Here is a 24151-nt window from a genome sequence, read left to right as displayed (position 1 = left end):
CGAATATACGCGAGGGAAGTTTTTACATTAGGTGGCAGGTGGGCATAATGGAACCATTGCATGCGATAGAAAGGAAGAAATGGCATGTCTACGGAAACGAATCATCCCTGTGTCATTTTGCCAGAAGAGCAAGCACCCGAAGATATGCAGCAATGCGAACGCTGCGAATTGTGCAGACAGCGGAATCGCGTCATCTGGGGGGAAGGCAATCCGCAAGGCTCGCTGATGATGATCCTGGATAATCCGGGAGGCCGGGAGGATCGGGAGGGTAACCCGTTCTTGTGCGGGACCCGGGAAACCCTCCAACTCGGCATGAGGGAAGCGGGCATGGATATCCACTCGGTTTACGTCACCTATTTGCTGAAACGCCGGCCAACCCGTGCTTATGATAAGCCTGCAACCCGAGCGGCATGCCTTCCGCATTTGCAGTCGCAGCTCCTTCAGAAGCAGCCGCTCGTATTGTTTGGCTTTTGCAATGTCGTAGTCGAAGGATTATTCCCGCAGAAGGAGAATGCCACCGTCAAGGAGTTGTGCGGGAGCTGGCATGAATTTGAAGGAATCCCGATTGGCTTTACCTATCATCCGCTGGCCGTTAGAAGAAGACCCAATTTGCTAAGATTCTTTGTCGAGGATTTGAAAGGTTTGAGGGCGAAGTGGGAGGAGAGAGCAGGGAGGGAGACATAAGAAGGAGCGAACGCATCCGGCGTTCGCTCCTTTTGCTGCAGTTTATTTCATCAAGGTCTCCATAAAATGCTCCCTCAGCGATTACAAATAAATCCTCCGCGCTTCCTCATTAAAGAACGCAGTCACGTTCGCATAATCGGCAATATCGATCCGATGATGCCGCAGGATCTTCTGCATAAAAATAGCATCCGTAAAAAGGGAATTAATCATTCTCTCGCACCATACCGGCGTATCTTTAAAATAATCCACCAAATGATGAATTTGCTCAAACTCAAAATAAAGGACATAACAGGTATAATTCTGAAGCAGCATACGGAAGCAATGATCACGGTAAGGGGTGGAGCGAGCGTCCGAGAGGAAATCGCTCATGATCCCGAATAGCGTCGTTTTATCCACCAAATGCATGTGCATAAAACCATCAACGTCATTGATCAGTCGCAATAGGGCCTCTAATCCTTCTTCCGGTGGCATCTCCAGCTTGGCCGATTTGCCCTCGATGGACCTTAACAGCTCCAGCGTAAGATGTTTGCATGCCTGGATATCAGGGGGATCGATGAATACTTGATCTGCATACTTGTCGAGATGCTCGCTGTAGTAATCGTGATATGCAGTTACATAATGCTCAACATGAATGTTGGTTTTGGTATGGATCAAATCCTGCCCGCGGAATGAAAAGGCGTAGAGGGTCTCCTCATTAACCGGGTGCGCGTATAGGTAGAAAAAGAAGAAAAAGTCTCTTAATTGCAGCCTCTGTTCCTCGTTCAAGCCGGTGACACCGTTCAATTGAGACAACTGAAAGAAACCATAGCTCTTCATGAAATCATTCATGGCATTGTACGGGTTGATCTTGGCTATGGACGTCGTTGCATTGATCGTAAACAGCAGATAATAGAATACCAATTCATCATAGACGTCCAGCTGTTTAAAAGAGTCGGAGTCGGACAGCACAGGCTTCCAGTCCGGACTCGCAACATAATGGGCGTCCCTCGGCTGCAATTCATGCGTCCACTCCACAAAAGCCTCATCGTTACGCTCGGCAAAGAATAATGCAGCGCCACCGTCCTCAAGAAGGCCGTATTCAAAGCCGCCTATCGGAGTGGACGGTAATCCTCTATTGAATTTCAGATTGAGATATTCGTTATATAGGAATTGAAGTTTCATCGGTCATATCCTCGGTTCGTAAAGGTTTCCTTCATCGGGAACACGGCAGTAGCTAACACGGATCCTTAATAGATATTCAACATCCAGCAGGGCATTCCTCTAGTTTCGCGGCAGGTGGACGTTATCTAAGCAGCGACATGCCAAGCCTTCTTTCATAAACGACGGATCCTCGAAAACCTGCGATACGGTTCTGCGCGTTCTCTTCAGCAAAACCTCTTGTTTGCCTCTGGATCTCCTATGCGGGCAAGTTGAAGGATTCGGCACATCCACTCCCATGCCTAGCGACTCTGCAACACGTTCGGTGGGGACGAACGGAATCCAGCCTGCCGTTTCCGGCACAGCCCATCCATGCCGTCTTGGTACAGCAGTGCTCGTTCACAGAGCTGCAGAATGCAATTGCCGGGTTTACGGAAACGGTGTACACTGGGTGCCGAAGTGACCATTATAGAACAGGGTGTGTTACATATTTTCAGACTGCGCCAATTTTATTTAAACCATCTGAAGCGAAAGATGTTCAACAAAATCGTCGTGCTGTATTCGGCCGTCATGATCGTGCTGTTCGCGATTGCGGCGACCTTGGTCTATCAATACCAAACGCAGCGCATACTCCGTGAGCAGACGGATGCGAATCTCAAATCCGCGCATGTCCTGAATATCTATTTGAGCCGGCAGTATGAGAGCATCCAGAATATATTCCAGCAGATTTACGGCGACGCCACGCTGAGCGACGAGCTGATCTATTTTTTGAACAACGAATATGAGAGTTACCTCAAATACCGCCTGGATTTGTACACCAAGACGGGGGAGCAGCGTTTGCGGTCCTTCAATACCCTGCTGAAGAATTACCTGGAGCAGGAGCCCAGCGCCAAAAGCGTGTCCATCTACAGTTATCCGAACGATTTTTATATGCACATCAGCCGGACCAACCAGCAGCTGAATAATGAATCCGGTTCCAAAAGCAAATGGGAGAACTGGTTCGCCCGCCGGGAGCAGCACAGCTGGGATACCATGCCGCTAAACGAGCTTTCAGGTTCAGCCGCAGGCTCCGGTGCAAGGTCCTATTCCTATTCGCGAGAGCTGAAGGACCCTTGGACCCTGGAACGGGTAGGCATGTTGAACGTGGAGTTCGACGCCCGGCAAATATCGACCTGGCTCGAGAGCAGAGCTTCGGTCAAAGGCCGGATCATGGTGTTGAACGCCCAGGGAACCGTGATTTACGACTCGGAGGATGTGTATTACGGTCAAACCTATCCCTACCACTTGGAACCGGAAAAAGCCGGAGACTGGGTGGAGCTGGACGAACCCTCCAAGGTGAACATGTTGAATGTCGGGAATGCGGGCTTGTCGGTGGTGGGTATCGTGTCGAAATCCTCGATCGAGGAGAATACGGAGAGTTTGAGGACCGGACTGATCCTGGTCACGCTTGTATTTATGGCGGCCAGCTTTGCAATTACGTTCACGATCGTTCGAAAATTCTCCAAAAAAGTGCAGCGGATCATCCGCTCGATGAACCGCATCGGCGAAGGCGATCTGTCGACGCGCATCCAGATGTCCGGCGAAGACGAGCTGCAGCAAATTTCCCGCCGGTTCAACGACATGGGCGACCGTTTGGAGCAGTACATCGATAAGATGTACACCTCGGAAATCAAGCAAAAAAACGCGGAGCTGGTTGCCCTGCAGTCGCAGATCAATCCCCATTTTTTATACAATACGCTGGAATCCATTCGCATGAAGGCGTATTTCGTGGGAGCGAAGGAAGTGGGCCAAATGATATACAGCCTGTCGGTCATGTTCAAGAACATGGTGAAGAAGAGCACGATGGTTACCGTTGAAGAGGAGATCGATATGTGCTCGGTTTACCTCGACTTGTTCCGCATCCGCTATGAAGGGCGGCTGGAGACGGAAATTGAGGTCGACCCGGAAATCCAAAACCTTAGCATTATCAAGCTGCTCATCCAGCCGATCGTGGAAAACTATATCGTTCACGGATTCCGTCCGCTTGAGGACAACAATAAAATTTCAGTCCGGGCCCACGGGGCAGAGGACCGGGTCGTGATTACCGTCTCAGACAATGGAACGGGCATACCGGAGGAAAAGCTGATCCAGATCCGCCAGACGCTGGACAAGGTTCTCCAGCCTCCCGACAAGGGCTACCGGTCGATCGGGCTGATGAACGTGCATGAACGGATCGTTCTGAATTACGGAAGCGATTACGGCGTGACTATCCGCAGCACGGAGGGGCAGGGAACCGAGGTCCGCATGGAAATACCGAAGCTTCGCAAGGGGGAGACGACATGAGGAGCGTATTTTTTGTTGATGATGAGCCTTTGATTGCTCAGGGATTGGCCACGATTGTGGATTGGCAGGAATACGATCTGCACGTGTCCGGTTCGGCCAACGATGGGCTGCAGGCGCTAGAGAAATTAAAGGAAGAGCCTGTGGATCTGCTGATCACGGATATTATGATGCCAAGAATGAACGGACTCGAGCTCATTAAGAAGGTGAAAGCCATGCATCCCCGCACCAAGTTCATTGTGCTTAGCGGGTATGAGGAATTCGAATATGTGAAGATAGGGATCACGCTCGGCATCCAAAATTACATTTTGAAGCCGATCAACATCGAGGAGCTGGAAGCAACGATCAAGCATATCCGAGGCGATTGGGAACGCGAGGAGCTGAAGCGGTTTCGCTCCGAGGAGGATTGGAAGGTTCTCCGCAGCAATATTTTGCAGCGATGGGTGAACGGCGAAATCAAAAGCTCGGAGCTCAAGCAAAGAGCCGAGCTTCTCGGCATTCCGCTGCATTATCCGTCTTACCAGGTTAACGTGCTGCGGCTCATATCCGACGAGCGCTCGGTATCCCAGCTCTTCCGCCTGACCAGCCTGGCGGATGAATGCTGCCAAGCTCTTTCGGAGGAGCTTGGGGGAGATCATGAGGTCATTTGTTTTCCCGATGCGGATGACGACATCGTTGTTTTGACGGCCTCGATGAAGGAGCGAAAGGATGCTGCGCGGGAAGGGATGAGAGGAGCCATGGCCAAGCTGCGGCAGTTGACCGGCTTGCGCATGTGGTGCGCCGAAGGTCATGCGGCTGTCCATGATTTTAAAGATATTCAGGAGAGCTACAGGCTAGCGAAAGGCCACTTCAACGCCCGCCTGATTGCAGGAGATGAAGAGACCTTATACCATCCGCCTGCGGAACCGGAGTCCGATCCGGCATCTTCGCCGTCGGTTCGCCCCGATGCCTTCGCGAAGCTGCTGATCGAAGGCGATGTTTCGTCCTTGCAGGCCTACATCGAATCCGTTCTTGACGGCGGCAGCGGGGCGCAGACGGTACCCAGGGGAGCCTGCATGAATGCGGCTGTCCAATTGATGATAGCGGCAAAGGATGTGGAGAAAAGCCCCGACTACAGCGAGGTGTTCACGCCAATGCACCGGATTAATACGCTCCAGGGGCTCCGAAGCCATGTATGGCGCATTGTCGAGCGCAGCCTCCAGCGCCTGCAGGAAGCGGAACAGGGGTACAGCCCCCATGTATCGTTCCTTGTCGAGCAGGTGCAGCACCATTATCCGGAAGAGCTATCCTTGAAGACGCTGAGCCAGCGGCTGCAGATGCATCCGAATTATTTGGGGCAGCTCTTTCAGCAGGAGGTCGGCGCAAGCTTTTCGGATTATTTGAACCATTACCGCATCGAGAAAGCGACGCAGCTCCTGCTGCATACCGATCAGAAGACGGCGGATATCGCTTTCAGCGTAGGTTACACGGACAGCTCGTACTTTTACAGGCAGTTCAAAAAATATACGGGCGTATCTCCAACCGAGATGAGGTCCATGTATCGGATCTAACACCAACGTTTCTCTTTGCGACAGGCTCAAGGCGAATCCGCTTTGGCCTGTTTTTCTTGTTGTTTGTGAAGGATTCTTTAATTTATCCATCCCGTTCTAGTATTTTTCAACTTGAGGGCGGTAGCGCTTACTTGGCACAATAAAAGTAGTTAAAGGACGAGTGAGAAGATAACGGCCGGCTCTTGGATAAAGCCGCATTGACAACGATCATGGGACATTTTAAAGCTTCGGTCGCATCACTTGCATTTAACAGGGAAGAGGAGGAGTGCCCATGTCGGGGTTCATCAAAAAGGTTATACGCAACCGGTTCATGCTGCTGATGATACTGCCCGGAACCATTTGGTTTCTGATCTTTGCATACTTGCCCATGTTCGGCACCGTGCTCGCGTTTAAGGATTTCCGCATCAGCCCGGACGGTTTCTTCGCCAGCGTGTTCAACAGCGAATGGGTAGGATTCAAAAACTTCGAGTATCTGTTTACGACCAATGATGCCTTTATCATTACGAGAAATACGATTCTTTATAACCTCGCCTTTATCATTCTGGGCCTGGTCATTGCGGTCGGGTTTGCGATCATGCTGAGCGAGCTTGTCAACAAGCGGACGGCGAAGGTATATCAGACCGGCATGTTTCTGCCGCATTTTTTGTCGTGGGTCATCATCAGTTATTTTGCGTTCACCTTTCTGAGCGTGGACAAAGGAACGCTGAACCAAATCATTACCTATTTCGGAGGAGAGCCGATCAGCTGGTATTCGGAAGCGAAGTATTGGCCCTTCATCATCATTTTTGTCGGCATCTGGAAAGGCGTAGGCTACAACAGCGTTATTTATCTTGCGGCTATCACAGGGATCGACAAGTCTTATTATGAAGCGGCCGTCATCGACGGCGCCAGCAAGTGGAAGCAGGTGCGGTACATCACCATTCCGCTGCTGAAGCCGCTCATGATCATCCTGACCATACTGGCGATCGGCGGCATCTTCCGTTCCGATTTCGGATTGTTCTACCAGCTTCCGAAGGATTCGGGCGCGCTGTACCCGGTTACGAACGTCATCGATACCTTCGTCTACCGCGGTCTGATCAACATGGGAGACATCGGCATGAGCACGGCAGCGGGCTTGTACCAATCGTTTGTCGGACTGGTTCTGATTCTGGTTGCCAATTATATCGTTCGAAAAATCGAAAAAGATCATGCGATCTTCTAATCCGAGGGAGGTGTAACTTCAATGTCGCAGCTATCAACGCAAACCGCCCGCCAGTCGGCCAAGCGTTCAAGGAAGAGAGACTATAATGCCATCTCCCCTTTGTGGAATACGATTTTCAATATCGTGATCGGGCTCTTCTCGTTCTCCTGTATCTTTCCGTTCCTATTTGTTATCATTATTTCCCTGACGGACGAACAGACGCTGGTCCTGGAAGGCTTTAGGCTGCTGCCGAGCCAGTTCAGCACGGCCGCGTACGAGTATATTTTCAAAACGGGAAGCGAATTGCTGTCCTCATTCGGCTTGACGCTCCTGGTCACGGTGCTGGGAACGCTGGTGAGTCTGGCGCTGGTTACGACCTATGCGTATGCCTTGTCCCGCCGAAACTTTGAATTTAGAGGGTTTTTCAGCTTTCTGGCGTTCTTCACCATGTTGTTCTCGGGCGGCATGGTACCGGGTTATATCGTGATGACCCAGTTCCTGCATCTGCAGAACACGATCTGGGCGCTAATCTTTCCGCTATCCTTGAGCGCGTTCTCCATCATCGTCATGAGGACCTTTTTTCAAACGACGATTCCGGATGAGATTATCGAGTCCGCCAAAATCGATGGCGCCGGCGAATTTCTGACCTTTATCCGTATCGTCCTGCCGGTCTCGCTGCCGGGGATCGCCACCATCGGCTTGTTCAGCTCATTGGGCTACTGGAACGACTGGTTTAACGCCTTGCTGTACTATAACAATCCGCAGGCGACGCCACCGCTGCAGTTCATGCTCATGCAGATCGAGAAGAACATGGACTTCCTAACGAAGAATGCGCAGAATATCGGCTCGTTCGATGTGGCCGCCGGCCTGCCGACGGAGACGGTAAGGATGGCGATGGTCGTATTGGCCACGCTGCCGATCGTCATGGCGTATCCGTTCTTCCAGCGGTATTTTGTCCAGGGTCTGACCGTAGGCTCGGTCAAAGGATAATTTCATAAGGTTGAACCCGCAAGCGCACACTGCCGGAGAAATCCGGCTTTCATGTCCCGGGTGTGTAAGCGGTATCAATATAGCAATAACCATTAAGTGACACAGGGGGAAAAACTCATGTTTAAGAAGAAGATTTCTTTACTGTCCCTTGCTCTCGTGCTTCTGCTGACCGTTGTACTGTCGGCCTGCGGCAGCAAGGAAGGCGGCAGTAAGCCAAGTGAACCAGCGAAGGAAGAGGCGGCTGTCCAAAGCGACGGCACCATTGATGCCTCCAAACTGGATCCGGTCAAACTGAAAATGTACATGATCGGGCCAAATCAGAAAGACCTGCCTATGGTTCAAGAGGAAATCAATAAATATTTGACGGAAAAAATCAATGCAACGATCGAAATCAGCATGATCGACTGGGGCGATTACAGCCAGCGGATGCAGGTGATTACGAGCTCCGGCGAGAATTACGACATCGCCTTCACCAGCTCGTGGGCGTTCGATTACCTTCCAAATGCGGCAAAAGGCGCGTTTAAGCCGCTGAACGAACTGCTCGATCAGTACGGAAAAGGCATTAAGGAAGTACTGGATCCCCGTTTCCTGGAAGGAACGAAGGTTAACGGCGTCAACTATGGCATCCCGGCCAACAAGGAACTGGCACAGCAATTTGTATGGCGCTTCAACAAAAAGTATCTGGATAAGTACAACCTGGACATTTCCAAGGTGACCACGCTTGAAGATCTGGAACCGCTTCTCAAAACGATTAAAGAGAACGAGCCTGCGGAAATTACGCCGCTTGCCGTACCGAAAGGCTTTAAACCGTACATGCCGTTTGACTACCCGCTCGGCGATGAAATTCCGATCGGCATGTATCTGGACACCGAGGACTTTAAATTCGTGAATTTGCTGGATTCGCCTGAATTGAAATCGGCGCTGACGACCATGCGCAAATACTATAAAGCGGGCTATGTGCGTGAGGACATTGCAACGCTGGACGGCATCGACAACATCAAAACCGGCAAATGGCTCGTGGACCGCGAAATTACGCAGCCATACGCTGAGCTTGGCTGGTCCAGAAACGCGGGCTATGACATCGTGACCAGACCGATGCATGATCCTGTCATTTACACCAGCTCCGCAGCAGGTTCGATGATGGCCATTTCTTCTTACTCCAAAAATTCGGAGCGGGCGATGATGTTCCTGAACCTGCTGAACACGGACGTGAAACTCCGGAACATGATTCAATACGGCTTGGAAGGAACGCACTACAAGAAGCTTGAAGAGCCGTATATCGAGGATATGCCTGCCATGCAGGAGAACTATGCGATGCCTGGTTTCGCGCTCGGCAACATGTTCCTGACGTACCTTCACGAAGGCGAGCCGAAGGACAAATGGGAAGCATTCGAGAAATTCAACACCTCTGCCGTAGTGGCGCCTACGTTCGGCTTTAATTTCGACACGGCTCCGGTCAAAACGGAGGTCGCGGCCATCACGAACGTAGCCAAGGAATTTATTCCGGCGCTGTACACCGGCTCCGTCGATCCTGAAGAATATCTGCCGAAAGCTAAACAAAAGTTCCAGGATGCCGGCATCGACAAAGTGATCGCCGAAGCTCAAAAGCAGTTCGATGAGTGGAAGGCTCAAAACAAGTAATCCGTAAAGGGTATGAAGGGTAGAAGCGGCTGTTCCTTACGGCCGTTTCTCTCTGTCCTTTCTTTCTTCACCGAAAAAGGCTCCAATGTGCGTAAGCGAAATGATCTTCGAATAATAGGAGGTTTTCCCATGAAACGAATCAAACCGGATTATTACGCAAGAACCCAGTGGAAGCGCAGAATGGCGGCATGGATGAGCACGGCTTTGCTTGCCGCATCCCTGACGGGCTTTGCCGGAGAAGCCGAAGCGGCCCAGCCGCATTCGTCGTATTGGTATCCGAACACGCTGCTGGAATGGTCGCCGTCCAAGGACAAGGATGCCCGTTTTAACCGGGGAACGGTGAAGCTGGAGGATCAGCGCATCCAAGGAAGCAAAGTAAACGGCAACGCCAAGGAAGAAGTAAAGGTGCTATCGATCGCTTCCATGTATCCGAGCACAAGCGGAGCTCCTTCGCAGGGCTCGGAGAAGTTCCATACCTATACTTTCAGCAATTGGCAGTACATCGACAAGCTGGTCATGTGGGGCGGCTCCGCAGGCGAAGGATTAATCGTTCCGCCAAGCAGCGACGTCATCGATGCGGCCCATAAGAATGGGGTTCCTGTTTTTGGAACCGTTTTCTTGCCGCAAACCGAGCACGGAGGCAAAATCCAGTGGCTGCATGATCTGTTAAAGCAGCGGGAGGACGGTTCTTTCCCGGTTGCGGATAAGCTGATCGAGGTAGCGACGTACTACGGCTTCGACGGCTGGTTCATCAATCAGGAAACGCAGGGCGGAACGCCGGAAGATGCGGCCAAGATGGCTGAGTTTCTGACTTACTTGCAGCAGAACCAAGGACCCGGCATGGAAGTGATCTGGTACGATTCCATGATCAAGGAGGGACCGGTGAAGTGGCAGGGGGCCCTGACGGATAAGAACGAAATGTTCTTCCAACAGGGAAATCAGCGGGTTTCCGACAACATGTTCATCGATTTCCGCTGGCAGTTCAAAGACGAGAAGAACGGCCAATACGATTACATTACTCCGTTCTTGAACTCCCCGGCCAAAGCGGCGGAGCTTGGCCGCAGTCCGTATGATCTATATGCCGGCATCGACGTGGAGGCGAAAGGCTACGAAGGCAGGTTCAATTGGCCGGTTCTGTTCCCGGACGGGAAGAAAGCCACGACCTCCCTGGGCATTTACCGTCCGGATTGGGCGTACAACAGCTCCGAAACCCATGAGGAGTACATGAATAAGGAGCAGATTTTCTGGGTGGGACCCGGAATGAATCCAGCGAACACGTCACAGCCTGCAGGGACCGATCCGCTTGCCTGGAGAGGGATTGCCCATGATGTCGTTGCAAAAACCGTGCTGACCGACTCCGAATTCGTCACCCATTTCAATACGGGCAACGGCCATTTGTTTGCGGTGGACGGCAAAGTGATGCGAAGCCGCGATTGGAGCAACCGGAGCCTGCAGGATATTTTGCCGACCTGGCGATGGATCGCGGAGACTAACGGCAAAGGCGAGGCCCTGAAACCGGGATTTGATTTCGGCAAGTCCTATTACGGCGGCAGCTCGCTTCAAGTGGCGGGTGCCGTAAGCAAAGGCTCCTCCACCCATCTCAAGCTGTATAAGGCGAATATCCCGGTGGAAGCGACCACGGAAGTATCACTCGTGTATGCCGACAATGCCAAGGACGCCAAGGTGAAGATCGGCTTGGCATTTTCCGATGCGCCGGATCGGTACGAATTTTTCGAGCCTGGCAAGTGGACCGCCACGGGCGCGAATCAGGATTGGAAGCAGGGAAGCGTCAAGCTGAACAAGTATAAAGGCCGCACGATTGCCGGAATCTCGCTTCAATTCGAGTCCGCGGCGGATCAGGCGGATTATCGGGCCAACATCGGCCGCCTGGCGGTTACGCAGGTGAACGACAAGGCGAAGAAACCGCACGCGGTAACCGATTTGAAGGTTATCGAGAATGATTTCCGCGATGGAATATATGGTGATGCGCGCTTGTCGTGGGAAGCGCCGAAACAGAATGAAGACGTTCTGTACTATCAGGTTTACCGCGTCCATCCGGACGGCAAGTACGAGTTGATGGGCATGACGGGGAATACCGTATATTACGTGCCGGAAATGAAGCGTTCGCTTAAGGAGGAGGCAACCAAAATGGTTGTGATTCCGGTAAACCGCCACTACCAGCAAGGAAAGGCGGCATCCGCCAGCTTCGACTGGCCGGAATATCCGAAGCCGACGGCAGCCTTCAAGGCGGATAAAACCCTGATTGCGCCGGGAGAAACGGTGCAATTCACGGATCTTTCCTCGGAAGTGACGGAGTCCTGGAGCTGGAGCTTCCCTGGCGGGCAGCCGGCGTCCAGTACGGACCAGCATCCTAAAGTGACCTATCCCGAGGAAGGAACGTACGAGGTCACGCTGACCGCTAAAAATAGTGTTGGCGAGGATCGGATCCAGAAGAAGCTCATCACGGTAACCCGGGAAGCCGAGAACGGCGTCGGCAACCTTGCTCTTGGCAAAAGCGCGTCCGCATCCAGCTTCGTGAACGAGAAGGAAGCGCCGCCATTTGCAGTGGACGGCAATGCCGCCACCAAATGGTGTGCCGTCGGAGACGGGCCGCACTGGCTGACGGTAGACTTGGGAGCCGAGCACAAGGTCAGCGAATTCGTGATCAAGCACGCGGAAGCCGGAGGCGAGCCGGCCGCGTTCAACACGCGGGCCTTCTCCATTCAAGTAAGCTCGGACGGCAAGGAGTGGAAGGATGCCGTCTCGGTCAAAGACAACACGCAAGGGATCAGCAGCCATGCCATCGAACTTACCTCCGCACGGTACGTGCGTCTTCAGATCGAGAAGGCGACACAGGGCGGGGACACGGCTGCACGGATTTACGATGTTGAAGTGCTGGGCTTGAAATAATTCGGATGACTAGAAAGAGTGTTTCCCTTCATGGGGGAACACTCTTTTTTGGTTATTTATATCGTCACGATGCGTCATAGAAGCGCCGTTTAGGCCCCTGAGCCAGCGTGTCGTGTATAGATTTTGTATAGATAGGGTTGTTAATCTGATGTAGGACAGTATATGGATGCTGCGCAAATGACCCGTGCTGAGGACGGCATTGATGGCAAGAATGCTGAAAGTGACCGGTCTGACCGATAAATAATGAGTAGAACAAACAACCATTGATGGCATGGCAGTCATCAATGGTTGTTCTTTCATTTGGGTTTGCAATTGTAAATAATGGAGCTATGCTTACACTAAAGTGGATTAGGAGAGGAATATCTCTTGGCAAAGAGCCTACCAAGTCACCAAATAAAAAAGAGCCACATTTTATGGTTAATAGGATTACTCATAGTGATTCTATCGAGCATGCGCATGCTGTGGGTGGAAGTGTTCCCTGATCAACAGCAGGTGACGATAAATAAGGGGCATCTCGATTTGCGGGAATGGGATGCCGAAGAAGGCGGCATTCTGTTGCTTGACGGAGAGTGGGAGTTTTATCCCATGCAGTGGCTGCTGGATGGGAGCGGGCAGGATGCATCAGGCGGGCCGAAGCCGAAGCTGATTGCGGTTCCGGGGGGATGGAATCAAGCTCTGCATGGTAATGGCAAAGCGTCTCCATATGGATTTGCTTCCTATCGCCTGCGTATTCTAGTGAATCCCGAGGAGAAGCTGAATTATAGCATTCGCGTGCCTAGCGTACGTTCGTCATCCGAATTATATGTCAATGGACGTTTGCTTGCCAAATCCGGGCGGGTGGCGGACACGAAGGAAGCCTATACCGCGAAGAACCTGCCGTATACTACAAGCTTTACGGCGGACGGCAATGGCGTCATCGAATTTGTGATTCAGGCGGCCAATTATGTGGATAGCCGAAGCAGCGGCATAGCCAGATCCATTAAATTGGGTTCAGAGGAAGCCGTGGCCAAAGAAATGAAACTCTCGGTTTCGATGCAAACACTGGGAGCCGTTATCTTCCTTATGCATTCCGTTTATAGTGAAGTCGGTCAGCATCGTCAATCAGATCCCGGAGGATTTCCCTCCCGTCTTGGCGGACGAGAACCGGATGATTCAAGTCGTGTTCAATCTGCTGCATAATGCCGTAAAATATACGAATGAAGGGTATATTTCGATTCAAGCTTTTACAGAGGACGACAGAGCCTATATCGCGATTGCCGATACGGGGATCGGAATGGACGAAACCATGCTGAAGCGTTTATTCCTTCCGTATGAGCAGGCGAGCGCCAGCGAGACCATGATCGAAGGCGGATTTGGGTTAGGTCTAAGCATAAGCAAGCAGCTCATTGAGCTTCATCGGGGTACGCTTGAGGTGGCCTCCGTTCCAGGGGAGGGCTCGAGATTTACGTTTTCATTAAAGCTGGCAGGGTTTGAAACAGAGGAAGTTCAGCGTGATTCGAACTCTAACGGACCGCCAACATTGCCATCCATGCCGATGCAGGATACCATTGGGGCCGGTTTGCAAAAAGAGGAGATCTTCCCGACAGCCGCGATACAAGGAGCTTTGCCCGAAAGGAGAAGTAACCGGCCGACCCTGCTCATCATTGACGACGATCCCGTCAACCTTCAGGTGCTTGAGGCCATACTGCCTCCTGACGAATACGAGGTGACGATGGCAACAAGCGGTAAAGAAGCGTTGGCTGTACTGGATGCGAAGGAGTGGGATTTGGTCATCTCCGATATTATGATGCCGCAGATGTCCGGGTATGAGCTGACGCGGAGGATTCGCGAGCGGTTTACGCTCACGGAGCTCCCTGTGCTGCTGCTTACTGCAAGAAGCCAACCGAAAGACATCCAAAGCGGGTTTCTGGCGGGGGCTAACGATTATGTGACCAAGCCGGTGGAGGCCTTGGAAATCAGGTCGAGGATTGAGGCCTTAACGACGATTAAACAAACGGTCCGGGAGCAGCTTCGACTGGAAGCGGCATGGCTGCAAGCGCAAATCCAGCCTCATTTTTTATTCAATGCTTTAAATGCGGTGACGGCCCTAAGCGACGTTAATTTGGACAAGATGCGGAATCTGCTTGAGGAGTTCAGCAACTTTCTGAGATATAAATTCAGATTCCAAGACACGGCTGGACTTGTACCGATCGAGGAGGAGCTGAGCCTGGTGCGCTCGTATCTTTATATCGAGCAGGTTCGGTTTGAAGAGCGGCTGCAGGTGGTTTGGGAGGTAGACGACTGCGGAGCCTTGCAAATTCCGTTCCTTTCGATCCAGCCCTTGATCGAAAATGCGATAAGGCATGGCGTCATGAAGCGCACTTATGGGGGAACCATACATATTCGAATTTCCGTCCATGCCACGCATGCCGAGATAATCGTTCAGGACGATGGGATCGGGATGGATGAAGCTCAATTGCAGCGAATCCTAGAGAGAACAGCAAATCATCAGTCCGGGGTCGGATTGATCAATACGGACCAGCGATTAAAACGGCACTTCGGAACAGGGCTTCATATTCAGAGCAGGTTAGGCGAAGGAACCCGGGTTACTTTTCATGCACGCATCTAAACCTCGGGATAAAACGATATCAGGCGGTGAGATGAATGGAGAGATTGAAAAACAGCGGATTTTATAAACTGAAATTTTTAATAACGCCGGAAGAATTCAACCAAATGTTGGCACGCTTTGAGCAAAAACAGGCCAAATTTCATCGTACGAACCATGACATGACCCAGCATGATCTGGATCAGGTGCTTGAGGCGTATCGTATCTATTATCAGTATTTTACGGCGCAGGACCGGCCCGATTACCACCCTTTCTTTGTCTATTCTATTTCGATTGCTGAGGGGGATGAAAGCTCCGGATTCTTTGTCAGAAATGAAGGTGTCTCATTCCCCTACCGGGGTCAGTGGGCAGAAGATGAATTACCCTATATCTTGCTCTCCCTTCCAAAGGGAATTCGAATCGATGCAGAGGATGAACGAGGAAAGTATTATCTATATGAGGATATTCGGGGACACCGGCCGTTGACGTATGTTTTTTTCGAAGAAATGGCAGCATCCATGAAAAAAATGACCAAGCCGCTTCGTTTCTCGGTACAAGCCGCAAACGCTATGCAAGAGCAGAAGCCGGCTGTTCGCATAAGTCAACAAGAAGTGAATGATCTGATTGACTCGTGGGTCGTTAAGAAATATGGGCTGGTTATGAACAACTAGAGGGACATGTCAGGCACGTATAGAGCGTAAGGCAATCTAGCCTTCCAGAAACACCCGGTCCGGATACTTCACTTCCGGGTATTCCTCCGAGGGAACGGTTAGAAGCTTACTCTCCATTCCGCGCAAATGCTGATTAAAGAATTCCAGCACGTAGCGGTTGACGATCTCGGCCCCCCTTGATCCATTCATGCTTCCGGTCATGCCGGTCAGGCGGGTAAGCGGAGAATACAGCTGAAGATCGGTGAAATTATAGTGTCCTGCGCCTTCGATATAAAGGGTCCGTCCTAGTCCCTGTTGAGATAAGCGATCCATCAGCTTCAGTTCCAATTCCCGATTCGCCAGAATCATGTCGAATTGTTCTCGCGTTAACCCCAGTGCTTGGAGCTCGGCTTCCGTAGCCGGGGTTTGGCGATACTTCGCCTGCTGTTCGTTCACCTTCATAAAATCCTCCGATTCCATGAACATAAACGGTTTCTCCATGTCGTCCCGGTCCTTCGTTATGAATAGCGTTCCGTCCATATTCACGCCGGCTTTGATCCGCGGGTTGGAATAAACGGCTTCAAAGGCTGCAGCCCCGCCGAAGGAATGGCCCATCATGCCGATGTTGTCCAGATCTAAGGCTCCTTTAAACTTGCTGGCGACGGCGCCTGATTGAAGCCTCTCCAACTGATCCGTGACAAAGGCGATATCCTCATTCCACACCTTCAAAATAGTGCGGCTGTCCTCGAATAATCGCTCCTGGGATTGTTCCGTAAGAAAACCGGTTACGCGCCCATCGGGAAATGCGGTGGCGGCCGTGCTGTACGTATGATCGATGGCAAATACGATATAGCCGTGGCTGGCAAGATGTTCGGCCTGGGACGAATGCAAAATTCTGCCGACCCCCATGCCGTGCGACAACAGCACCACCGGATACGGATTCTCCGCCAGCCGCAAACCGGCATGGCCGATAGCGTTGGCCCGGCTGTATTTCCAATAGTCTAACGCGGACGCGGGAAGGCCCAGATATTCGGAATATGCTTGCATATAGGTGTGAAAGAGCCTTTTATCCTTCGGAAACAACGTAGCTTTCTCGGCGCCTTGGCCAGACGCCGCGGCCGGATACCATACCTGAACGATAACCTCACGTTTGTCGCCTTTTTGTTCGGTAAACGTTTCTTCCCGGTCCGCATCAACGAAATGGAGCGTATCCGTTCCCACCCTGAACTCGCCCGAGGGCGTCGGTAAATGGAAAACCGGCAGCAGTGCCGATAAGGCAGCCGATCCGCCCAGCAAAACGACCGAAAGGCCCCATATCGTGTACCGCAGCGGTTTCTTGACCGTTCGGCGTCTGAACAGAACCAACACAAAGAGCAAAGCGGTGACGATGTAGGCCGGAATCATCTGCCACCTGTATCCCTCGACCAGCAGCTGCACGGCGAACAGCAAACCGCCAGCGATGCCGACGATCGCGCCAGCCTTCCGATTTATTGTGTTACGGCTCAACAGTATTATCAGCATCGCAACGCAGGCTGCAACCAACAACATTTCCAGAACTCTCATACGCACGCTCGCTCCTTGTTATCGCAATTATTTGTATGATAACCGATCAAGGTTAAAACGAGCGGAGGGTTCCGTTTAAAAAAGGTTTAAATCCGTGCTGTCCTATGTAGGATTCTCCGGTGTCGGTACCGGAGGCTCGCGCTTTTTGCCGAACCTGCATGTTTCTACATATCGGCATCTTTCGGCTCGAGCAGTGCCAGCAGCTCCGAAATGGAGTCGGCATGCTGATCGCTGCTGTTCATGATCGCTCGGAAAACAGGAGCCGCTTCCTGCAGCAGCACATAACTGAAGTAATAATAACTGATGAAGATTTCCGCTTCATAACCGGGGGGTTCCTCTTCTTCCCATCGCAAATCGTCTTCTTCGTCGTCTTCCGGCCATAAGTATCTTTCGTCCAGCAGCTTATCCATCGTTTCAACCGTTTGTGCCGAATCCATATATCCCACGGTTATGGCTGAAGCTACGGATAAGTATAATTCCATTTCTTCTGAAGAGACCTGCTCCGGTTTCTGTTTAGCAAGCTCCCGCAGGAGCATAAGCAGGGCCCATGGCGTCGTCTGCCACAGGGTGCCTTGGTGCTGGATCAGGCTGGCCAATTCTTTATATTGTCGTGTTTCCAATAGCAGAGGAATATCCGTGCCTCTTCCATAGGCTGTCGTCAACCGCTGCCACGGCACGCTGGCTGTCGTATGGGTCAAAGCGTTCATCTCCTTCACCTCCTACATATGTATCCCGGGGAGTTTACAGCCACCCTTTATCTTCAGCGATCGTGACGGCCTGCTGCCGGGAATCCGCCTCCAGCTTCTGGATGGCGGAGGACAGGTAGTTGCGCACGGTTCCCCTTGTCAGAAACAAGGCTTTGCTGATGTCGCCGGTAGTCATGCCTTCCTTGGTTAACCGGAGCATTTCGATTTCCCGTTCGCTGAGCGGATTCTCCTCCTTCATGAAGAGCGCGGCCGCCAAGTCGGTGCTCACGACCCGCTCGCCCTTCATGACCCGCCGGATGGCCTCAATCAAGAAATCGATGGGCTCGTCCTTTAACAGATAGCCCTCCACCTGCGCATCCATCGCTTTTTGCAAATAACCGGGACGTGCGAAGGTCGTGACGATCATGATTTTGCAGGATAGGCCTGCTTGACGTATGGACTCGGCCAATTCCAGGCCGTTAATATGAGGCATCTCGATGTCGAGCAGGCACACGTCCGGCTGATGCTGCCGAATCGCGTCCCAGGCGCGCTGCCCGTCCGGCACCTCGGCCACCACCTCGATGTCGTCTTCGAAATTGAGCAGTGAGGCGAATGCGCCGCGAAGCATTTGCTGATCTTCTGCAATGACGATTCGAATCATGATGCGTCCTCCTTTTCATGCCGGCGAAGCGGGAGTTTCAGGTACACATTGGTGCCCCCCTGAGGCAACGGGTCGATGGCGGAGGACCCGCCCAGCGTCTTCATCCGCTCCATGATCGACGGAAGGCCGTTTCCGCCGGCGTTCCCCGCAAGACCCACGCCGTCATCCGCGATATGGATCCCGAAGGCATGATCCTTCGTTTCCAGTTTGACGGTGCACCGCTCGGCCCGGCTATGCTTGATAATATTGGTCATGGCTTCCCGGACGCAGAGCGCCAGCATCGTTTCTTCCACGCTGGATAACAGTGGAGGCTTCTCCGGATTCTCGATGCTCAGCGATATTCCTGCCGTATGCAGCAGCTTGGCCGAATGCTCCAGCTCGCTTGCCAGCGAGATGAACTTCATATCGGATACCAGCTCCCTTACCTGCTTGAGGGCGGTTCTGGAGGTATCCAGAATCTCGCCTAACTCCCGTTTGGCCTGGCTCGGATCCTTATCCACCCATTTCGTTGCCAGTTCGCTCTTCATTTTGATCATCATGAGGGTCTGCCCCAAGGTATCGTGGAGATCCCTGGCGATTCGCTGCCGCTCCTCCTGCTGGATATACTTTGCGATCTGCTCGTTGGCTTCATCCAGCTCCCCCTGCAGGCTTTTTGCTTTCTCCTTGATGTAGATGACGATCGGATATACCGACTGTATGATCATGATCGGAAGGTAAATGGCATTGGACGTTTCGAGCAGCGGTTCCTTTCGGAAAACGAACACGAGCAGGAATGATAGGGCAATGGCCGCACAGCCGATGGCGATATGTACCTTGGACTTGGACCGGCCCAGCAAATCGGCAAAAATGATCCCGAACAGCAGGGTGCTCGGCCCCGTATACACCCCGAGTACGCCTACAGCGAACAGGCCCGCCAGCACGGCAGCCAGCAGCCAGCCGCCCCGACGCCATAATGTGACATAGAATGAAACAAGGAACAGCAGGAGCAGCAAAAGGCTGCCCCACAGTCCCAGCGCCGTATCCGAACGAAACACCTGGTAGCATAAGAATACGGTCAGTATGATATCGATGAGCAAATAACTTTTGATCTGATCCCTCGGGTACAACTTATAGAACATATCAAGCCTCCAATTTCGGCTATCTTGATTCGAAGAAACCTATCGCCTGTTTGCGGGCGGTCTCCATGGGCCCCAGCTTAAAGCGGCGGAGCCATAGGGACGCCATGCCCAGCAGAAATGCGGAGATAACCAGCCAGATGGCGATAGTGGCCGCTGAATTCAGCTTGCCGGCAAGCCCCAACCCCCAGCCGTAAAAGATGGTGGATGCGATGATGTTCTGGAGTACATAGCAGCTCAGTGACATTTTTCCGACGTTCTCCAGGCGGCACCATAGCCATTCCCATTTCGTATATTGTATCATTCTCGCAATGATTGCTATATACCCCATAGACATAAGTGGAGCGAATAAATAGCGCACCGGTAGATCGAAAGCGCCGCCGGGAACGAATATGAGCAGGTTGAGCGGCACGCCGACATATATACCCAGCTTGAATAGCCTTTTTCGCAGCCTTTTGCCGTTGTCGTCCGGGGCGAATACGCCTGAGCGCATAAAGCGAACCCCTAGCAGAAACAGAAACACGTTCGTCGGGATGACGAGGATGGCCTCCGCTCGCAACGGGATGAAATTCGCCAGCCGGTACCGGACCTGCTCGATCCAAGTGCCTTCCTGATAGAGAGCAGCGACATCGTCAAAGCTGCCCAGCGATACGCTGGCCCCGCTTGCCAGCATGAGTCCCGCAAGGGCCAGGATCGCGATGGCAAAGATACTGCCGATTACATACATCGTGCGGGCGATGAGCCGGTCGCCGCCCTTTACGATAAAGGCTGCAATGATGGCGGTAATCCCGTAACTCATCAAGATGTCATACTCCATGACTAATATAAAATGCAGCAGGCCTTCGAGGATTAAAAACAAAACGGCCCATAAATAAACGCCAGGCCACGGCTTTCCTTTGCGCTTGGCCTGCCGGTACTTCATTTCCAGACCGACCCCGAACATGATCGTCAGCAGTCCGAGCAGCTTCCCGTTTACCAGAAACAAGACGATCATCCGGAGAAGGTCGTCCGCTCCCCACCAGCCGGAGTGATCAAAGGTGGTAATGTAGCGTAGATCCCCCGCATGTGCGAAGATCCAAATATTCGTCCCGAGCGTTCCCAGGATCGCGAAGCCCCGCAAAATATCCAGCAGGCGAATTCTGCCCGTACGTTGTTCCATTCTTCCATTCCTTCTTTCTTCTAGGTTCTCTTGTCTTTTTATTGTAGGTACGATCTCCCTGGCGCAACATTCACACCTGTAAAGAGATCCGTATGACACGTGTCATAAAAGCAGGGAGAACGAACGGAAGAAGTCGGATGGGGTTCTCGTCATGGCTTGAAAATTGTGGAATAATAGAAGAAAACAGGAGGAGTGATCATGTACATCGTATCGGGACCGAGGCCGCTGTCGGATGGCCAAAGTCAAGTGCTTGGAAGAGAGGAAGAGGGGGTTTATCCGCCGGGCTACGTCCGGTTTATGCAGCAATTCGGCGAAGGGACTTACCGCGGGTGGATGAATGTCCAGCAGCCGGATAGGGAGGTGCTGCAGCCTTTTGCCGAGTACGGGTTATGGGAGCATGACGATGACAGTCCCATTACGGAGCCGCAGATTGCAGAGTGTATCGCTATAGGCACAACGGTGGACGGTGATTTTCTGGCGGTGCATCCCCAGACGGCTCAGTTGCTCTGGCTGCCTCGGCATGCGGACCATATACAGGCAATCTTGCTGCAGTCACGGGAGCGGAACGATGAAGGCCTGTACGCCGCGGTGCTGGATGAAATATACCGTCAGGTGTATGGAAGCAGCCAAGAGGGAGTCGTCTATTACGAACCGTGGACGGGTACGCGGAGCCATCTCTTTTTGCGTTTGCCGCCAGGGGAGGAACAGCCTTCGCTGCCCGAGCTGGCCGGTATGTGTCAAGCGTCCTTTTCGCCGGATCTGTGCGTGGAAAACGAATATACATGCAGCTTGTTCTACCGGGAACTGGGCGGATATGTACGATTCAATTATGCTTATCAGCAAGAGGTAGCCGTCTTCTATGAACAGGATGCAGGGCAGGCATTTGCCGTTATAGAGGCATGGCTCCTGTCGAAAGGGTGCGAAAGGGTATCATAACGCTTAGATCCATATCGGTACTCATCAAGTGGGGAACTGCGTTTAAGATAAGGGGGGACATGGGATGAAGCTGGCTTTTTCGCTGGATGCACACGGAACGTGCGTAGGTCAATTAAGGGACGAGCTGCTGCCGTTAGGGGAACTGGCTGCCGCCTGGAAGTTTCCGTTCGATATCTTTGTCGTATTTCGCGTTTTGCCGGAAAGTTATGGCCGAAAAACATCCAGACGTTTTGATAGCTGGGATGATACCCTCGACTTGGATATCAGTTTAAGTTATGAGCAGTACCAACGAATGTCCAAACACGAGCAGCGCGAGGCACTGGGGAGTTATCTCTACGACTATCTGTCGGAGTCCGTTGCTAAATATAAAAAGCACGCAGATGCGGAGACCCAAAAACAGCTTCTGGACCGCGTGAAAGAATGGATGCTCGAACACGGTTGGCTGCATGGAAAAATCCATCAGGCACGGGAGCTTCTGGCGCAGGACATCGACCTCTATGAAATCAGCCGAACGCTGCAAATGCCGCTGGAAGAAGCGGAATATATGTATCTCCGCATGAATGGACATGAGCCTGCAGACGTTCATCCCGATAACATCGCAGCAGGAAAAGCCCCGCCATATCCTTTGTAGGCGCCTAAGGAGCGAAGCTGTTCGTGTGATAGGAGCGTATCAAGCGGCAGGGCTAGAGCTGTCCCAAATCTCGAACTGCCGTCTCCAAGATCAGCCGCGTATCCTCTTTAGGCTTGTCATTCAAATGCTCCCCGATGTAAGGGACAGCCGTTTCGCCGAGCTCAATCAGCCAATTATTGAAATAAGGAAGAAGCATACATACACAGGATTTACGCAGGGAGGAATATCGATGATCGTTCTGAAAGATATCGGCAAATTCGAGGAATTACCGGAGATTGCGATGCACATCTACCAAGGGAACATTCCGGCTTTGCAGGAGGCAATAACCGCAGGCTGGGATATCGAGGAGGGCATCGTATTAAGCAGATATACGACGTTAAGCCCGCTCGATCTGGCGTTGGTCTCGCAGCGAACGGATGTGGTGAAGTTGCTGGTCGAGCACGGCGTTAACCTGAATGTCCATCATAATCCGGCTTTTTTGCGAGCGGTGCGGTACGGCAAGGAAGATATCGTTCGTTATATCGCAGCGCAGGGCGCCGAGCTGGATAAACTCAATCAAACCGGTTCAGGCGCATATGAACAGGCCTATTACGGCAACAAAAAAAACATCCCGCTCATTCATGAGCTGGGATTGGATCTCAAGCTGCATGGCAGCGCGGTGCTGCGCCAAGCCGTGTCGGACCATGATTATAAGACACTCGATTATCTACTCGATCATGGGGCGGACATCAATTATAATCAGCCCGATATGGTCTATCCTTATCAAGCGACTCCGCTAACCGTGGCCACGCGGATGGGGAATCAGCGCATGGTCAAGCATCTGATTGAGCGCGGCGCTGACGTGACGTTGGCGGAAAAGGACGGCGAGCGGCCGTATACGATTGCGGTCGGCAATAAGGATACCGTCCTGGCCGACTACTTGAAATCGCTGGAGCCGGCCGAGTTTCATAGCTTAGAGAACAAGAAGTATGCGCTGAAAAAGTATAAATTGACCGATGAATTGGTCCGTTTTCTGACAGGAGACCAGCTGCGGCTTAAGCTGCCGGAGAATGAATATGAAATCGGGTATATCGATTTCTTCACCCTGACAGATACGATCGAGATGAAAGTCGGCCGACAAAAGTTTCTGCGCCTGTCAGCCGACATTGACAATTACTCCGATCTGCAGCTCGTATGGAATCCGAAGAAAAAGGGACTGATTGGCTGTTACGATGTGGAGCATCAGACGTATGCCGATCTATGCAGCTTTACCGAGTTCCTTGCGCAGCCTGAATCGTACCTCATCCGTTTTCTTGAGGGAGAGCTGTAATCGAGAATTCAGGGTCAAGGTATATAGGCGCCTACGACCTCGAATTTCAACTCATTGTCTATGGTCATATGCCTTACTTCGATGATATTGCCTCGTTGGAACGTGGGGATGCTTATGATCGGGATAACGGTTCTTACGACGGTATGGATCGTCTCGCCATCCGGTTTGGTGACGCTTAGGTCCAGCAACACTTCGGGTTGATCGTCAACCTGCACATTCGTTTGCCGGATCGAGTTGATCTGTGCTTGAGCGGGCGTACCGCTCGCGAGAATCGCCTTGCGCTGCACGTTTCGGTTGTTGTTCGCCCGTAATTCCTTGGTGAATTTCGCGATGAAGAAGGACGGCGTGATCAGTGAGAAAATGACGATGATCACAATAAGGGTCGTCAATGGCTGCACCTCGCTTTCCAATCATGATCGGGAATTCGAAAATCGTACGGCTTCCAT

At 52.1% G+C, this 24151-nt stretch carries 18 protein-coding genes and 1 pseudogene; 12 read left to right on the top strand and 7 right to left on the bottom strand.

What is annotated here, in order from left to right; translation table 11 throughout:
• The first annotated feature begins 84 nt into the window (after positions 1–84).
• Positions 85–684 (top strand): uracil-DNA glycosylase, encoded by a 600-nt coding sequence (locus AC3RCL_RS31355; RefSeq protein WP_492533901.1) that lies wholly within the window; start codon positions 85–87, stop codon positions 682–684.
• An 81-nt stretch (positions 685–765) separates the two neighbouring features.
• Here AC3RCL_RS31355 and AC3RCL_RS31350 read toward each other — a convergent pair whose 3' ends face one another.
• On the bottom strand, positions 766–1845 hold the full coding sequence (locus AC3RCL_RS31350; RefSeq protein WP_492533899.1) for a hypothetical protein: 1080 nt from the start codon (positions 1843–1845) through the stop codon (positions 766–768).
• A 435-nt stretch (positions 1846–2280) separates the two neighbouring features.
• Between AC3RCL_RS31350 and AC3RCL_RS31345 the strand changes: the two genes are divergently transcribed.
• The 8 genes and pseudogenes from AC3RCL_RS31345 (at position 2281) to AC3RCL_RS31310 (ending at position 15666) form a co-directional block, all read left to right on the top strand.
• Positions 2281–4143: a sensor histidine kinase gene (locus AC3RCL_RS31345; protein ID WP_192570195.1), complete on the top strand. Its 1863-nt coding sequence runs from the start codon at positions 2281–2283 to the stop codon at positions 4141–4143.
• A complete protein-coding gene (locus AC3RCL_RS31340) occupies positions 4140–5690 on the top strand; it encodes a response regulator transcription factor (RefSeq protein ID WP_192570196.1) in 1551 nt (516 codons plus the stop codon). The genes AC3RCL_RS31345 and AC3RCL_RS31340 overlap by 4 nt, the downstream gene beginning before the upstream one ends.
• Positions 5691–5961: 271 nt before the next feature.
• Positions 5962–6891, top strand: coding sequence for an ABC transporter permease (locus tag AC3RCL_RS31335; RefSeq protein WP_492533897.1), 930 nt, complete (start codon positions 5962–5964; stop codon positions 6889–6891).
• Positions 6892–6912: 21 nt separating this feature from the next.
• Positions 6913–7860: a carbohydrate ABC transporter permease gene (locus tag AC3RCL_RS31330; RefSeq protein WP_009590967.1), complete on the top strand. Its 948-nt coding sequence runs from the start codon at positions 6913–6915 to the stop codon at positions 7858–7860.
• A 117-nt stretch (positions 7861–7977) separates the two neighbouring features.
• Positions 7978–9501: an ABC transporter substrate-binding protein gene (locus AC3RCL_RS31325; protein WP_096777216.1), complete on the top strand. Its 1524-nt coding sequence runs from the start codon at positions 7978–7980 to the stop codon at positions 9499–9501.
• A gap of 129 nt (positions 9502–9630) precedes the next feature.
• Positions 9631–12411 (top strand): endo-beta-N-acetylglucosaminidase, encoded by a 2781-nt coding sequence (locus AC3RCL_RS31320; RefSeq protein WP_492533894.1) that lies wholly within the window; start codon positions 9631–9633, stop codon positions 12409–12411.
• Between the two features lie 585 nt (positions 12412–12996).
• A pseudogene (locus AC3RCL_RS31315) lies at positions 12997–15019 on the top strand (ATP-binding protein).
• A 35-nt stretch (positions 15020–15054) separates the two neighbouring features.
• Entirely contained in the window at positions 15055–15666 is a 612-nt protein-coding gene (locus tag AC3RCL_RS31310; protein ID WP_492533892.1) for a hypothetical protein, read from the top strand.
• 36 nt (positions 15667–15702) lie between these two features.
• Here the strand turns inward: AC3RCL_RS31310 and AC3RCL_RS31305 are convergent, their stop codons facing one another.
• The 5 genes from AC3RCL_RS31305 to AC3RCL_RS31285 all read right to left on the bottom strand — a co-directional run bounded on the left by AC3RCL_RS31305 (position 15703) and on the right by AC3RCL_RS31285 (position 20829).
• The gene (locus tag AC3RCL_RS31305) at positions 15703–17208 is read right to left on the bottom strand and encodes an alpha/beta hydrolase family protein (RefSeq protein WP_492533890.1); all 1506 of its coding nucleotides are present in this window, start codon (positions 17206–17208) and stop codon (positions 15703–15705) included.
• Between the two features lie 164 nt (positions 17209–17372).
• Positions 17373–17915 carry a hypothetical protein gene (locus AC3RCL_RS31300; protein ID WP_492533888.1) on the bottom strand — a complete coding sequence of 181 codons (543 nt, stop codon included), beginning with the start codon at positions 17913–17915 and terminating at the stop codon, positions 17373–17375.
• A gap of 34 nt (positions 17916–17949) precedes the next feature.
• Complete coding sequence (locus tag AC3RCL_RS31295) at positions 17950–18555, bottom strand: response regulator transcription factor (RefSeq protein ID WP_090909640.1); 606 nt, start codon at positions 18553–18555, stop codon at positions 17950–17952.
• Positions 18552–19673 carry a sensor histidine kinase gene (locus tag AC3RCL_RS31290; protein ID WP_492533886.1) on the bottom strand — a complete coding sequence of 374 codons (1122 nt, stop codon included), beginning with the start codon at positions 19671–19673 and terminating at the stop codon, positions 18552–18554. Before AC3RCL_RS31290 ends, AC3RCL_RS31295 begins: the two co-directional genes overlap by 4 nt.
• Before the next feature lie 19 nt (positions 19674–19692).
• Complete coding sequence (locus AC3RCL_RS31285) at positions 19693–20829, bottom strand: DUF418 domain-containing protein (protein WP_492533884.1); 1137 nt, start codon at positions 20827–20829, stop codon at positions 19693–19695.
• Between the two features lie 198 nt (positions 20830–21027).
• Here AC3RCL_RS31285 and AC3RCL_RS31280 point away from each other — a divergent pair, with 198 nt between their 5' ends.
• The 3 genes from AC3RCL_RS31280 (at position 21028) to AC3RCL_RS31270 (ending at position 23705) form a co-directional block, all read left to right on the top strand.
• The gene (locus tag AC3RCL_RS31280) at positions 21028–21765 is read left to right on the top strand and encodes a hypothetical protein (protein ID WP_492533882.1); all 738 of its coding nucleotides are present in this window, start codon (positions 21028–21030) and stop codon (positions 21763–21765) included.
• A gap of 64 nt (positions 21766–21829) precedes the next feature.
• On the top strand, positions 21830–22396 hold the full coding sequence (locus AC3RCL_RS31275) for an Imm44 family immunity protein (RefSeq protein WP_492533880.1): 567 nt from the start codon (positions 21830–21832) through the stop codon (positions 22394–22396).
• 229 nt (positions 22397–22625) lie between these two features.
• Entirely contained in the window at positions 22626–23705 is a 1080-nt protein-coding gene (locus tag AC3RCL_RS31270) for an ankyrin repeat domain-containing protein (RefSeq protein ID WP_492533878.1), read from the top strand.
• A 14-nt stretch (positions 23706–23719) separates the two neighbouring features.
• On the opposite strand, the gene AC3RCL_RS31265 is transcribed toward AC3RCL_RS31270, so the two are convergent.
• Positions 23720–24103 (bottom strand): hypothetical protein, encoded by a 384-nt coding sequence (locus AC3RCL_RS31265; protein WP_249732899.1) that lies wholly within the window; start codon positions 24101–24103, stop codon positions 23720–23722.
• Positions 24104–24151 lie beyond the last annotated feature (48 nt).

Source organism: Paenibacillus sp. MT86, assembly GCF_058792535.1.
Note: the sequence above shows the minus strand (reverse complement) of the source record. Positions and strands in the feature narration are given on the sequence as shown.